This is a genomic window from Cellulomonas sp. NS3 (genome assembly GCF_024757985.1).
In the GTDB taxonomy this organism is placed as follows: domain Bacteria; phylum Actinomycetota; class Actinomycetes; order Actinomycetales; family Cellulomonadaceae; genus Cellulomonas_A.
This window is the reverse complement of sequence record NZ_CP103289.1, coordinates 4024090-4037844: the sequence shown is the minus strand read 5'-3', so window position 1 is coordinate 4037844 and position 13755 is coordinate 4024090. Positions and strand designations below refer to the sequence as shown.

The 13755-nt window shown below is 74.9% G+C and carries 9 protein-coding genes; 4 read left to right on the top strand and 5 right to left on the bottom strand.

The annotated features are described in order from the left end of the window. Nucleotides 1-73: 73 nt before the first annotated feature. Nucleotides 74-985, bottom strand: a complete 912-nt coding sequence (locus NXY84_RS18245) for an A/G-specific adenine glycosylase (protein ID WP_258724446.1) — start codon at nucleotides 983-985, stop codon at nucleotides 74-76. A gap of 183 nt (nucleotides 986-1168) precedes the next feature. On the opposite strand from NXY84_RS18245, the gene NXY84_RS18240 reads away from it, so the two are divergent. After that, the gene (locus tag NXY84_RS18240; protein WP_258724445.1) at nucleotides 1169-1780 is read left to right on the top strand and encodes a hypothetical protein; all 612 of its coding nucleotides are present in this window, start codon (nucleotides 1169-1171) and stop codon (nucleotides 1778-1780) included. Between the two features lie 208 nt (nucleotides 1781-1988). Here NXY84_RS18240 and disA read toward each other — a convergent pair whose 3' ends face one another. Beyond that, nucleotides 1989-3068, bottom strand: a complete 1080-nt coding sequence (gene disA / locus NXY84_RS18235) for a DNA integrity scanning diadenylate cyclase DisA (protein WP_258724444.1) — start codon at nucleotides 3066-3068, stop codon at nucleotides 1989-1991. 101 nt (nucleotides 3069-3169) lie between these two features. Beyond that, the gene (gene radA / locus NXY84_RS18230; protein ID WP_258724443.1) at nucleotides 3170-4666 is read right to left on the bottom strand and encodes a DNA repair protein RadA; all 1497 of its coding nucleotides are present in this window, start codon (nucleotides 4664-4666) and stop codon (nucleotides 3170-3172) included. Nucleotides 4667-4833: 167 nt separating this feature from the next. Here radA and NXY84_RS18225 point away from each other — a divergent pair, with 167 nt between their 5' ends. Then, a complete protein-coding gene (locus NXY84_RS18225) occupies nucleotides 4834-5640 on the top strand; it encodes a hypothetical protein (RefSeq protein ID WP_258724442.1) in 807 nt (268 codons plus the stop codon). Nucleotides 5641-5738: 98 nt separating this feature from the next. Here the strand turns inward: NXY84_RS18225 and NXY84_RS18220 are convergent, their stop codons facing one another. Together NXY84_RS18220 and NXY84_RS18215 are read right to left on the bottom strand one after the other, a co-directional pair. Continuing rightward, nucleotides 5739-8774, bottom strand: coding sequence for a glycosyl hydrolase (locus tag NXY84_RS18220; protein WP_258724441.1), 3036 nt, complete (start codon nucleotides 8772-8774; stop codon nucleotides 5739-5741). 117 nt (nucleotides 8775-8891) lie between these two features. Continuing rightward, nucleotides 8892-9626, bottom strand: coding sequence for a response regulator transcription factor (locus NXY84_RS18215; protein ID WP_309485023.1), 735 nt, complete (start codon nucleotides 9624-9626; stop codon nucleotides 8892-8894). 124 nt (nucleotides 9627-9750) lie between these two features. Here NXY84_RS18215 and NXY84_RS18210 point away from each other — a divergent pair, with 124 nt between their 5' ends. Both NXY84_RS18210 and topA read left to right on the top strand, forming a co-directional pair. Continuing rightward, on the top strand, nucleotides 9751-10719 hold the full coding sequence (locus NXY84_RS18210; RefSeq protein ID WP_258724440.1) for a phosphatase PAP2 family protein: 969 nt from the start codon (nucleotides 9751-9753) through the stop codon (nucleotides 10717-10719). A 127-nt stretch (nucleotides 10720-10846) separates the two neighbouring features. Next, nucleotides 10847-13702 (top strand): type I DNA topoisomerase, encoded by a 2856-nt coding sequence (gene topA, locus NXY84_RS18205; RefSeq protein ID WP_258724439.1) that lies wholly within the window; start codon nucleotides 10847-10849, stop codon nucleotides 13700-13702. Nucleotides 13703-13755: the final 53 nt, after the last annotated feature.

Sequence of the window (13755 nt, the reverse complement as noted above, 5' to 3'; positions counted from 1 at the left end):
CGGCCGGGCGGCCGCCGGACCCGCCCGGCGTCGGCGCGGCGGCGGACGCCGGTGCGCCAGGCTTCCGTCGGCGTCAGTGCGGCAGCCGGTACGTCGGGGGACCGGCGTCCGGGCCGCCCGGGTGCGGCACGGCCGCGACCAGCCCGTCCCCGACGAGCCCCTCGACGCAGCGCGTGAGCTGCGCGCGATCCGGCCACACCGCCTCGACCTCGTCGAGCGGCACCGGCTCGAGCGCCGAGCGCAGCAGCGCCATGACCCGTCCCCGCACCTGGCGGTCCGTCCCGGCGAACCCCTGCGTCCGCCGCCGGGACGCGTGCACGTCGGCCGGGTAGCCCACCGCCCGCCACACGCACAGGTCCGCGACCGGGCAGGCGTCGCAGCGCGGGCTCCGCGCGGTGCAGACGAGCGCGCCGAGCTCCATCGACGCGGCCGCCCAGCGTGCGGCGGTCGCGTCGTCGGCGGGCACGAGCGACTCCGCGAGGCGCACCTCCGCGACCGTCTGCGAGGGACCGGGGAGCGCCGCGCCGGCCGCGGTGCGCGCGAGCACCCGGCGCACGTTCGTGTCGAGCACGACCGACCGGCGCCCGTACGCGAAGGCCCGCACCGCCGCGGCCGTGTAGCTGCCGACGCCGGGGAGCGCGAGCAGCTCGGCCTCGCCGGTCGGCACCGTGCCGCCGTGGCGCGTGACGACCGCGCGCGCGCACTCCTGGAGCCGCAGCGCCCGCCGGGGGTAGCCCAGCCGGTCCCACGCGCGCAGCACGTCCGCGGTGCTCGCCGCGGCGAGGTCCGCCGGCTCCGGCCACGCGGACATCCACGCGCGCCACGCCGGCTCGACGCGCACCACCGGGGTCTGCTGGAGCATGACCTCGCTGACGAGGACCCCCCACGCGGTCCGGTCCGGCGCACGCCACGGCAGGTCCCGTGCGTTCTCCGCGAACCAGTCGAGCACCCGGGGGACCAGGGGCAGGCCGGGGTCGTGGGTCACGCGGACATCCTCTCCTGCCCGGCGGACACGCCGGGGCGGGCCCGGGCTCCGGGTTTGTCCGGTTCGCGACGTGCCGGGACCGCTCGGCGGCGCACGCCGGTTCCGTCGGTAGCGTGGGGGCACCGCGCCCCGACGGACCCCCACTCCGCTCGCCGGGTGCGCGCCACACGGAGGGGTTGGCCCATGGGTGTGCTCAAGCCGGCGGGGCCGCTGCCCGCACGCGTGTACTGGTTCCGGCGGCTCGTGGTCGTCGGGATCCCGCTCGTTCTCGTCGCCGTGGTCGTCTGGGTCCTGGTGGGACGGGGTGGCGCCTCGCCCGACGACGGGGCCGGCGCCGACCCGGGCCAGGACGCCGCCCCCGCGACCGGTACCACCGAGCCCGCGGAGGAGGACGACGCGACACCCCGGGCGTGCGACCCGCAGACGCTCGGCCTCACGCTCACCGCGGACGGCACGAGCTACGCCGCCGGCGCGATCCCGACCCTCACGGTCGCGCTCTCCAACGACGGGCCGGCGCCCTGCCTGATCGACGTCGGCGAGGCGCAGCGCGAGATCGTCATCATGTCCGGGGCGGACCGCATCTGGTCCAGCCGGGACTGCGCGGGCCCCGAGACGCAGGCCCGCGAGATCCTGCTCGCGCCGGGGACGGCCGACACGACCCAGCTCCAGTGGCAGCGCGTGCGCTCCGCGGAGGGTTGCCCGGCCGACCAGCCGGCGGCGCAGCCCGGCACCTACTCCGCGGCGCTCACGCTCGGTCCGATCGCCCCGGCCCCCGTGGTGTTCGTGCTGGAGTGACGGCCGGCGGGCGCCGACGGGTGGTGGGCGCTCGAGACGCGGGTCCGGACGCGCGAGGCGAGCGATGCGTGCAGGCCAGGACCGTGAGCCGAGCGACGCGTGCAGCGCAGGTCGGGACGCGTGAGCCGAGCGATGCGTGCAGTACAGGTCAGGACGCGTCAGCCGAGCGACGCGAGCAGGTCCGACCGCGCGGTCCGGGAGGCCCAGATCAGACGTAGCGCTCGAGGATGCTCGACTCGGCGAGACGCGAGAGCCCCTCGCGCACGGCACGCGCCCGCTGCTCGCCGACCCCGTCGACCGTCATGAGGTCGTCGATGCCGGCCGCGAGGAGCTTCTGCAGGCCGCCGAAGTGCCCGACGAGCCGGTCGACGATCGCCACGGGGAGGCGCGGGACCTTCGACAGCAGGCGGTAGCCGCGCGGGCCGACCGCGGCGTCGAGGGTGTCCCCGCCGCCGGGCAGCCCGAGGACCCGCGCGATGTGCGCGAGGTCGAGGAGCTCGGTCGAGTCGAGGTCGGCGAGCGCGGCCTGGACGCCGGCCTCGTCGCGGTCCTTGCGCAGGTCGATGTAGTCGCGCGTGACGAGCTCGCGGTCGGAGCCGATGCCGCCGGTCAGCTCGTCGAGCTGGAGCGCGAGCAGGCGCCCGTCGGTACCGAGCTCCACGACGTAGCCCTCGATCTCCTCGGAGATGCGCCGGACCATCTCGAGGCGCTGCACCACCGCGGAGACGTCGCGCACCGTCACGAGGTCCTCGATCTCGAGCGCCGAGAGCGTGCCGCTGACCTCGTCGAGGCGCGACTTGTAGCGCTCGAGCGTCGCGAGCGCCTGGTTCGCGCGGGACAGGATCGTGTTCGAGTCCTCGAGCACGTGCCGCAGGCCGCCGACGTACAGCGCGACGATCCGCATCGACGCCGAGACCGAGATGACGGGGAAGCCGGTCTGCTTCGCGACCCGCTCGGCGGTGCGGTGGCGGGTGCCGGACTCGGTGGTCTCGATGGTCGAGTCGGGCAGGAGCTGGACCGCGGCGCGCACGATGTGCGAGACGTCGTGGTCGACGACGATCGCGCCGTCCATCTTGGCGAGCTCGCGCAGGCGGGTCGAGGAGAACTCGACGTCGAGCACGAAGCCGCCCGAGCAGATCGACTCGACGGTGGCGTCGTGACCGAGGACGATCAGCGCGCCGGTGCGCCCCCGGAGGATGCGCTCGAGACCGTCGCGCAGCTCGCCGCCCGGCGCGACCGCGGCGAGCGTGGTCCGCAGGAGGTCGTCCGGCGACGGAGTGGTGGGCACGCGCGCGATCCTACGCGGCCCGGGTGGTGACGAGGTGAAGGCCACGCGTGGGGCGGGTGCGTCCGGACGGGTGACTGCGGGCGCCGACACCTCCTGCAGGCTCACGTGCGGCGGTCTCCCGCGACGCCCGTGGCCCGGACCGCCTCCGCGAGGTCGGCCACCTCGAGCAGCTCGATCCCCGCGGGGGCGGTGCCGGGCTCGATCGAGCCGGCCGGGACGACCGCGCGCACGAAGCCGAGCCGGGCCGCCTCGGACAGCCGGCGCAGGACCCCGGTCACCGGCCGCAGCTCGCCCGCGAGCCCGACCTCGCCGAGCGCGACGAGCCCGCGCGGGAGCGCGACGTTCTCGCGGGAGCTCGCCGTCGCGAGGGCCAGCGCGAGGTCGGCGGACGGCTCGACCACCCGGGCGCCCCCGACGGTCGAGACGTAGACGTCCTGGTCGGCGAGCCGCGCACCGACACGTCGCTGGAGCACCGCGAGGACCATCGCGAGCCGGCTCGCGTCGACCCCGCTCGTCGTGCGGCGCGGGTTCGCGAGCATGCTCGGGGCGACGAGCGCCTGGATCTCGGTCGCGAGGGGCCGGCGCCCCTCGAGCGTCACGGTCACGCACGTCCCCGGGACGTGGTGGCGCTCGTGCGAGACGAACAGCCCGCTCGGGTCCGCGAGCCCGACGATGCCGGACTCCGACAGGTCGAAGCAGCCGACCTCGTCCGTCGGGCCGAAGCGGTTCTTGGTCGCGCGCAGCAGGCGCAGGCGCGAGTGGCGGTCGCCCTCGAACTGGCACACGACGTCGACGAGGTGCTCGAGCGTGCGCGGCCCGGCGACCGAGCCGTCCTTGGTCACGTGGCCGACGAGCACGACCGGCAGGTCCCGCTCCTTCGCGGCCGCGATGAGCGCCGCCGCGACCTCGCGGACCTGGCTGACGCCGCCTGCGGTGCCCTCGACCGCCGCGGAGGCGATCGTCTGCACCGAGTCGAGCACGAGCAGGTCGGGTGCGACGTGCTCGATGTGCCCGAGGACCGTGCCGAGGTCCGTCTCGGCGGCGAGCAGCAGCCCGGGGTCGAGCGCGCCGATGCGCTCCGCACGCAGCCGCACCTGGCCGGCCGACTCCTCCCCGGTCACGTAGAGCACCCGGCGCCCCGAGGGCTCGCCCCCGGCACCCGGTCGCTCGGCGTCCGGTCCCTCGGTCCCGCGCGCGACGCGGCAGGCCACGTCGAGCAGCAGGGTCGACTTGCCCACGCCCGGCTCGCCGGCGAGCAGCACGACGGCACCCGGCACGAGCCCGCCGCCGAGCACGCGGTCGAGCTCGTCGACGCCCGTGGGCCGGGCCCGGCTCGCCTCGACGTCGATCTCCGCGATCGGCCGCGCGGGGTTGCGCGCCGGCGAGACGACCGAGGTGCGCGGCGCGCCACCACCCGGTCCGGCGTCCTCGGTGACGCTGCCCCACGCCTGGCACTCCCCGCACCGGCCGGCCCACTTCGCCGTCGTCCACCCGCACTCCGAGCAGCGGTACCCGGGCCGGGGCGTGCGGGACGACCGCCCGGCGGTCGACGTGCCGGCGGAGCCGGAGGCGGTGCGCCGGACGGTCGAGGAGGTCATGGCGGGCACGCTAGACGTCGCCACCCACACGCCCGCCCGACGCGCCGCCGCGCGCGGAGCACACCGGCGCCACCGTGCGACGACCGCGCCGGGCGCGCCAGTAGGCTGCCGGTCGACACCGACCTGCGCGACGCCGCGGGGCCGATCGCGCAGCAGGGGAGACGTCCATGAGCCACACCGGACCCACCGGCGAGCCGCGGCGCAACCTGCCGCAGCCGCCGCCGTCGTCCACCGGCTGGACGGCGCCCACCCCGGGCCGGCCCGAGGCCGGGACGCCGGGCGCGCCGCTCCCGCAGGGGGACGCCCGCCCGGGACCGGGCGACCCGGAGCCCGCGGTCGACGCGGACGCGCGCCGCCGCAGGCTGCTGCTGGTCGGCGGTGCCGTGGCCGCGGTGGTCGTGGTCGGGGGCGTCCTGATCGCGGTGCTCACCGGCGGCGACGACGAGCCGGGGGCCGCGCCCGCCGCGGAGACGGTGACGCTCGCGCCGCCGACGCCGACCGCGCAGCCCGTCGCCCGCGCGTCGACGACGGCGTTCGCCGCGGCCCTGCCGCCCTCGGTGCTGCAGTACGCGCTCGCGTCGTCGGGCCCCGAGGACGCGTGGACCGCCGCCGGTGCGCTCGAGGCCTACACCGAGACCTACTCGGACGGCGGGACGGCGCAGGTCGTCGTGCAGTCCGGTCAGTGGGAGACGCCCGAGGAGGCCGCCGCGCAGCTCGCGGCGCTGGCGACCGGGCTCCCGGCCGGCATCCCCGCGGACGCGTCCGCGAGCCCGTCGCCCGGTGCGACCACCGCCCCGGCGCCGCTCCCGCAGACCGGCGAGGTCGTGGTCGACGGGCAGCCCGTCGGGACGTTCACCATCGTCGACGCCGGCGACGGCTCGGGGATCGCGCTCTGGTCCAACGGGACGACGGTCTTCCGCGCGACCGCGCCCGTCGAGCAGATCCGGGACGTGTACGCGGCGTTCCCGCTCTGACGCGCGACCCACGAACGCACGACGCGCGACCCGCGCCGCACGACCGGGGCGCCGGTCCGGTGCGGACCGACGCCCCGGCGGGGACGTGCTGAGGGAGGTCAGCGCGCCTCGACGGTGTCGAGGACGTGCCCACCCTCGTTGAGGTAGACGTTGAAGCCGCGCACGTCGTCGAGCATCGCCGCGCACTCCGCGGTGAGCGTCGTCAGGTCGAAGACGAGCGCGTCCTCGCCGGTGCGCGGCTCCGACGTCCAGCCGGCCTCGGCCGTCTCGCACCACTGCCAGGCGCCGCCGAGCTTGAGCGCGAGCTTCGGGTTGACGCCGGCCGTCTCGACGACGTCCATCCGGATCTCGGTGCGCCCGGTGAGGTCGGGGAGCGGCGCGTCGACCCCGAACCAGCCGCCGCCGGCCGGGCTCGTGACCGCGAGCCGCCCCGCGTCCGCCGCGACGGGTCCGGCGCCCGTCCAGCCCTGGGTGCCGTCCGCGAAGTCGAACAGCGGGACCGACTCCACGGGCGGCTCGGGCAGCCGGTCGTACCGGTGGAGGAAGGCGACGACGGCCTCCCGCGTGATCGGCGTGCTCGGCCTGAAGGTGCCGTTCGGGTAGCCGGTGGTGACGCCGGCGGCCGCGGCCCACTCGATCGCGGCCCAGTCCGGGTGCGACGGCGTGACGTCCTTGAACGTCTGCGTGCCGGGCTCGGGGAGCTCGTCGGTGCCCCGGAGCGCGTAGAGGATGCTCGCGACCGTGGCCCGGGAGACGGTGCCGGACGGCCCGAACTTCCGGTACGGGTCGCCCGGGAGCAGACCGGTCGAGGCGAGCCACTCGATCTCGGTGAAGAACGCGTGGCTCGTCGGGACGTCCCTGAACGTGGCCGTCGAGGGCGCCTCGAACTCCGGGTCGGTGTACCGGTGGAGGAACGCGGCGAGCGCCTCGCGGCTCAGCCGCGCCGAGGGGCGGAAGGTGCCGTCGGGCCAGCCGGTCGCGATCCCCGCACGCTTCGCCCAGGCGATCTCCGCGAAGTACGGGTGCTCCGCCGTGACGTCGGTGAAGCCGGACGACGCCACGCCGGTCGCGCGGATCTCGTCGAACACGATGCTCCCGGCCTTCACCCCGGCGGCGGGCTCCTCGTTGACGTAGACGTTGAACTGCGTGATCTTCGCGAGCTCGTCGTGCGTGAGCCGCCGGTCCGCGTTCGACGTGTCCCACGGTGCCGGGCGCCAGTCCTCGAACGGGATCGTGACGACCTGCGCGTCGGTCCCGGCGAGCGACGGGTACGCCTCGAACGAGACGCCGTCGGCGACGAGCTGGAGCACCATCCGGTTGTCGGAGCCGTCCGGGCGCACCCAGATCGACAGGTCGGAGAACCGCGTCCAGTCGCCCGAGAACTTCTTGATGATCCCGGTGTAGGTCTGCGACGTGAAGTCGTAGTCGAGCCGGAGCGCCTGGTCGCCACCGCCGACGGTCCCGGTCTCGAGCGAGATCGTGTTGACGCCCGCGGTCGAGAACTCGGCGCGCAGGGCCTCGTCGTCGCCGTAGCCCTCGAAGTCGTCGACCACCCCGGGCGCGAGCACCGGGCGGGCGCCGAGGATGACCTTCGAGCTCGCGGTGAGCGGCTCGGAGCCGGCGACCTCGACCGTCACGTGCACGGTGTGCGTGCTGTTGTCGAGCTGTTCGGGCGTGAGCGTCCAGGTGGCCGAGAGGTAGCCGTCGCTGTCGAGCGCGAGCGGGTGGCGCGTGTCGTCGTCGTCGACCGTGAACCACGCGCCGGTCGCCTCGCCGCCCACGAGCTTGGCGCGGACCACGGCGGGGGAGGCGGTGATCCGCTGGCCGGCCGCCGGGGTCACGACGTGCGCGAACGGCGCGTGCTCGGTGGTCTCGACCGTCCGCCCGTAGACGTCCGCGAGGTCGAGGTCGTCCGCGAAGAAGCTGAACGGGTCGGCCTCGAACGCCTGGAAGTCCGGCAGCATCTCGTGCGCGGGCAGGTCGCCCGTCGCGGGGTAGGGGATCGCCGGGCGCAGCGGGTCGAAGTTCGCCCACGTCGGCATGTACGCGCTGCGCGACGCCTTCGGGTCGGCCTCGATCGCGTCGAGCAGGTCCGTGAACCAGTCGAGGTTGACGCCCTCGCCGTTCGCGCGGAGCTTGCCGCCCGTGGGCCCGAACTCGGTGAACGCCGAGATCTTGCCCCTCGCGTCGGCGAGGTCGGCGATCATCGCGAGGTCCTGGACGACGCCGTTCAGCCACGCGCTGCTGTCGGCCGTGGTGCTGCCGTCGTAGTTGTCGTAGCCGAGGATGTCGACGTACGCGTCGCCGGGGTACGTGCGCATGTACACGCCGTCGACCCCGCCGAAGCTGCCGCCGGGGGAGTAGGCGTAGAGGAAGTTGCTGACGCCCTTGGTGTCGCGCAGGTACTCGACGGTGTACCGCCACAGCTCGACGAACTCGCCCGGCGTCGCGTGCGCCGCGCCCCACCAGAACCACGAGCCCGCGTTCTCGTGCCACGGCCGGAAGATGATCGGGATGAGGTCGCCGTCGGCGTCGCGGGTCTGGTCCGCGACCGCGGCGATGTCGTCGAGGTACGCGTTGAGCTCGGCGTGCTTCGGGCCGCCCGGCAGGATCGCCGTGACGGTGCTCCCCTCGGTGTCGTAGAAGTCACCGCCCGTGACGAAGTTGTTCATGTGCGCGCTGATCGTGTTGATGCCGCCGAACGCGTGCGCCTTCTCCATGTAGTCGGCGAACACCGCGATGTTCTGCTCGACGGGTGCGCCCAGGACGCCGGGCTTCTCGCGGCCCTCGAGGATCAGCGTGTCCCACCCGAACACGGCCGGGAAGTCGCCGACCGCCGCCTCGACGTCGGAGCGCGTGCCGTCGGGCGGGTCGCCGACCGTGACGCCGAACGACGTCGTGTGCTGGTGACCGAACAGGATGCCCTCGCCGCGCACGTCGCGCAGGAACGAGAAGAGCGACCGGGTCTCGGGGGTGGCCCCGGGGTCGACGATGGTCGCGGTCTCCGCGACGGGTGCGGCCGGGGCGACGGGTGCGGTCTGGGCCGGGAGCGTCGCCGTCAGACCTCCGACGGCCGCGGCGGCGACCGCTGCCGTCAGGGCGCGCGCGCGGCGCGCCAGGGTCGGGTTCCTCATTGAACCTCCAGGTGGTCACCGCACCGGGCGCACGCTCGGTGCGGCCTCGCGGACGAGGCTTTGTGAAGTTACCGAAGAAAGTCCGGGTTGGCGAGGGTCGGCGCTGCGCGAATCGGTTCACACGGCCGGCTTGAGCACGTACCCGGCGCCCCGCAGCGTGTGGATCATCGGCTCGTGCCCCGCGTCGATCTTGCGCCGCAGGTAGGAGACGTACAGCTCGACGATGTTGGCCTGGCCGCCGAAGTCGTACTGCCACACGCGGTCCAGGATCTGCGCCTTGGACAGCACCCGGCGCGGGTTGCGCATGAAGTAGCGGAGCAGCTCGAACTCGGTCGCGGTCAGCCGGACGTCACGGCCGGCGCGGGAGACCTCGTGGCTGTCCTCGTCGAGGCGCAGGTCCCCGACGACGAGCACAGCCTCCTCGCGCTGGGCGACCGCGCCCGTCCGGCGCAGCAGCGCGCGCAGCCGCGCCACGACCTCCTCGAGACCGAACGGCTTGGTCACGTAGTCGTCGCCACCGGCGGTGAGCCCCGCGACCCGGTCCTCGACGGCGTCCTTCGCGGTGAGGAACAGCACCGGGACGGAGGGGTGGGACGCGCGGATGCGGCGCAGCACCTCGAGGCCCGAGAGGTCGGGGAGCATCATGTCGAGCACGATCACGTCGGGCTCCAGGCGCCGCGCGTCGGCGATCGCTGCCTGCCCGGTCAGCGCGGACCCGACCTGCCAGCCCTCGTAGCGCAGCGCGGTCGAGAGGAGCTCGGCGAGCATCGGCTCGTCGTCGACGACGAGGGCCCGCACCGCGGTCCCGTCGGCACGGGTCAGGTGGTCGCGGCGGGGCGTCGTGAGCGTCATGGTCGCCAGCGTGCGCGGGCTGCCTGTGGTGGGTCTGACGGAACCCTGTGAACTCTCTGTGGCCTCCCGCCGCTCGGGCCGCTCCTCGGCGCACGGGACGCCGGGCGTCGCCTACCGTGGGCCCGTGCCCAGTGCGAGCCCACCCCGAGAGCGGCCCGTCGGACGCGTCCCGAGCGACGTGCCCGGCGGCCCCCGACGCGCCAGCAGCCTGCCCGGGGTCCTCGTCGCGGTCGTCGCGGTGCTCGGGGTCGTCGCGACGTGGCGCGTCTTCGTCGACACGTGGGCGGGCCAGTGGACCGAGGAGGCCGTGCTGCGCGGCGCCGAGTACGGCCAGGGCGCGCTGTGGACGGTGGCCGAGCCGGTGCTCGACGTCGTGTCGGTCAGCTACATCGCGGTCGTGCTCGTCGCGGCCATGCTCATCGCGGTGCTCCGGCGGCGGTGGGCGCTCGCGATCCAGGTCGTCGTGCTCGTCGCCGGCTCCAACATCACGACCCAGCTGATCAAGAAGGTCGTCACCGACCGCCCCGACCTCGGGGTCCCCGGGCCGGGGATGAACGCGCTGCCGAGCGGGCACACGACCGCGGCCGCGTCGGTCTCGGCGGTGCTCGTGCTCGTCGTCCCGCCGCGGGTCCGGCCGTGGGCCGCGGCGCTCGGTGCCGGGTACACCGCGGCGACGGGCGTCTCGACGCTCGTCGGGCAGTGGCACCGGCCGAGCGACGTCATCGCGGCGGTGCTCGTCGTGCTGTTCTGGACGTGCGTCACGTGCGTGCTCGTCGCGCGCCACCCCGGCGTCCCCGGCGACGCGCCGCGGACCGCGACCGGCGAGATCGCGCTCGCGCGCAGCTCGGGGTCGTCCGTCGCCGGCTCGCGCACCGGGGCGCTGCTGCTCGGGCTCGTCGGGGTCGCGGCCGTCGTCCCGTCCGCGCTGTCCCTGCGCCGCACGTGGGACCGGGCCGGTGAGCTCGAGGCGCGCGCCGACCTGCTCACCGCGTACGCGGGGGCCGTGCTCGCCGTCGTCGCGGTGAGCGCGCTCGCGTTCGCCGTGATCCTCCTCGTGCGGCACGCCGCCACCGCGCGCGTCGAGGCTCCTTGACGCAAGGTCGTAGAGTGCCGGGGCGACGGTGTCGACGCACCAGCCGGCCCGGCGCGGGGCGGCGACCGTCCGCCACCGGGGGCACGGCCTGCGAACCGTCCCCCACCCCACGAGGAAGCAGGAACGCATGTCCGCAGGTCGCAAGCTCGTCATCGTGGAGTCGCCCGCCAAGGCGCGCACGATCGCGGGGTACCTCGGCGAGGGGTACGACGTCGAGGCGAGCGTCGGCCACATCCGCGACCTGCCGCAGCCGAGCGAGCTGCCCGCGGACATGAAGAAGGGCCCATACGGGAAGTTCGCGGTCGACGTGGACAACGGGTTCGACCCGTACTACGTGGTCGACGCCGACAAGAAGAAGAAGGTCTCGGAGCTCAAGCGGCTCCTCAAGGAGTCCGACGAGCTCTTCCTCGCGACCGACGAGGACCGCGAGGGCGAGGCCATCGCGTGGCACCTGCTCCAGGAGCTCAAGCCCAAGGTCCCCGTCAAGCGCATGGTGTTCCACGAGATCACCCGCGAGGCGATCCAGCGTGCGCTCGCGAACACCCGCGAGCTCGACGACCGCCTGGTCGACGCGCAGGAGACCCGCCGCATCCTCGACCGGCTCTACGGCTACGAGGTCTCGCCCGTGCTGTGGCGCAAGGTCCGCCAGGGCCTGTCCGCCGGGCGCGTGCAGTCCGTCGCGACGCGCCTCGTCGTCGAGCGCGAGCGCGAGCGCATGGCGTTCCGCACCGCCGAGTACTGGGACGTCACGGGCACGTTCGGCCAGGTCGACACGCGCGGCGACGAGACCCGCGCGGGGTCGTTCGGCGCACGGCTCGTGCAGGTCGACGGGCAGCGCGTCGCGTCCGGGCGCGACTTCGACGACCGCGGCACGCTCCGCCAGCAGGACGTGCGCCACCTCGACGAGCCGGCCGCGCGCGCCCTCGTCGCCGGGCTCGCGGAGTCGTCGTTCGAGGTCCGCAGCCTCGAGACGAAGCCGTACACGCGCAAGCCGGCCGCGCCGTTCACGACGTCGACGCTGCAGCAGGAGGCGAGCCGCAAGCTGCGCATGGGCTCGCGCCAGACGATGCGCACCGCGCAGGGCCTGTACGAGAACGGCTACATCACCTACATGCGTACGGACTCCCCGGCGCTGTCGTCGCAGGCGATCGACGCCGCGCGCCGCCAGGCCGGCGAGCTGTACGGCGCGGAGTACGTGCCCGACAAGGCGCGCGTCTACACGAGCAAGGCCAAGGGCGCCCAGGAGGCGCACGAGGCCATCCGGCCCGCCGGGGACCAGTTCCGCACGCCGGCGCAGGTCGCGCGCGAGCTCTCGGGCGACCAGTTCCGGCTCTACGAGCTCATCTGGAAGCGCACGGTCGCCTCGCAGATGGCGGACGCGCGGGGCTCGACAGCCTCGGTGCGGATCGGCGCGACGGCCCGGCTGGGCGCCCCCGGCGCGTCGGGCTCGCCGCTCGGCGACGGGGACGTCGACGCAGTGTTCGCCGCGTCCGGCACGGTCATCACGTTCCGCGGCTTCCTGGCCGCGTACGAGGAGGGCCGCGACGCCGACCGGTACGAGGACGACGCGCCCACTGCGGTCGCCGGGGTCGACGGCGCGACCGAGGACGCGGACGGGGCCGGCGCCGCGAAGGCCACGGGCAAGGCCGGCAAGGCCGCCGAGGAGCGCGAGGCCCGCCTGCCGAACATGGTCGAGGGCGACGCGCTCACGGGCACCGACCTCACGGCCGACGGGCACCGCACCTCCCCGCCGCCGCGCTACACCGAGGCGAGCCTGGTCAAGGCGCTCGAGGAGCGCGGGATCGGCCGCCCGTCGACCTACGCGGCCACGATCTCCGTCATCCAGGACCGCGGCTACGTGACCGGCCGCGGGCAGGCGCTCGTGCCGAGCTGGCTCGCGTTCGCCGTCACGCGGCTGCTCGAGGAGAACTTCGACAAGCTCGTCGACTACGACTTCACGGCCTCCATGGAGGCCGACCTCGACGAGATCGCGGCCGGCAACCGCGAGCGCAGCGCGTGGCTCAGCCAGTTCTACTTCGGCGACAGCCCGGGCTCGGTCGACGGCGGGGGACTGCGCGACCTCGTCGCGAACCTCGGCGACATCGACGCGCGCGAGGTCAACTCGATCGACATCGGCGAGGGGATCACCCTGCGCGTGGGGCGCTACGGCCCGTACCTCGAGGACACCCGCGACCTCAGCGGGCCCGACGGGACGCCGCGGCGGGCGTCCGTGCCCGAGGACCTCGCGCCCGACGAGCTCACGGTCCCCAAGGCCCGCGAGCTCTTCGAGACGCAGCCCGAGGGTGACCTCGTGCTTGGCGAGGACCCCGTGACCGGCACGACGATCGTCGCGAAGAGCGGCCGCTACGGCCCGTACGTGACCGAGCTGCTGCCCGAGCCCGAGCTCGACCCGAACCTCAGCGCCGCCGCGAAGAAGCGGGCCCTGGCGGCCGCGCCCAAGCCGCGCACCGCGTCGCTGCTGAAGTCGATGGACCTGCAGACCGTCACGCTCGAGGACGCTCTGCGCCTGCTCTCGCTCCCGCGTGTCGTGGGCGTCGACCCCGAGACCGGGACCGAGATCACCGCGCAGAACGGCCGCTACGGCCCGTACCTCAAGCGCGGCACCGACTCGCGCACGCTCCCGTCCGAGGAGGCCATGTTCACGGTCACCCTCGAGGAGGCCCTCGCGATCTACGCCCAGCCCAAGCGGGGCCGGGGCGCGACCGCGGCGCCTCCGCTGCGCGAGCTCGGCGAGGACCCGGTGTCGAACAAGCCGATCGTCGTCAAGGAGGGCCGCTTCGGCGCCTACGTGACCGACGGCGAGACGAACGCGACGCTCCGCAAGGAGGACGCGGTCGAGTCGATCACGCCCGAGCGCGCGCAGGAGCTCCTCGCGGAGAAGCGTGCGCGCGGGCCCGTCAAGAAGAAGGCCCCCGCGCGCAAGGCCGCGGCCCCGCGCAAGAAGGCCGCCGCGAAGTCCTGACCCGCCGGCCGGACCGGCACCCGGACCGCCAGGACCGGCGCGCCCGGCCGTAC

What these genes read in the sequence shown, in the direction of transcription:
- NXY84_RS18240 (WP_258724445.1), top strand. Translation starts at nt 1,169, where the DNA reads ATGGGTGTGCTCAAGCCGGCGGGGCCGCTGCCCGCACGCGTGTACTGG.
- radA (WP_258724443.1), bottom strand. Translation starts at nt 4,666, where the DNA reads ATGACCTCCTCGACCGTCCGGCGCACCGCCTCCGGCTCCGCCGGCACG.
- NXY84_RS18225 (WP_258724442.1), top strand. Translation starts at nt 4,834, where the DNA reads ATGAGCCACACCGGACCCACCGGCGAGCCGCGGCGCAACCTGCCGCAG.
- NXY84_RS18220 (WP_258724441.1), bottom strand. Translation starts at nt 8,774, where the DNA reads ATGAGGAACCCGACCCTGGCGCGCCGCGCGCGCGCCCTGACGGCAGCG.
- NXY84_RS18215 (WP_309485023.1), bottom strand. Translation starts at nt 9,626, where the DNA reads ATGACGCTCACGACGCCCCGCCGCGACCACCTGACCCGTGCCGACGGG.
- topA (WP_258724439.1), top strand. Translation starts at nt 10,847, where the DNA reads ATGTCCGCAGGTCGCAAGCTCGTCATCGTGGAGTCGCCCGCCAAGGCG.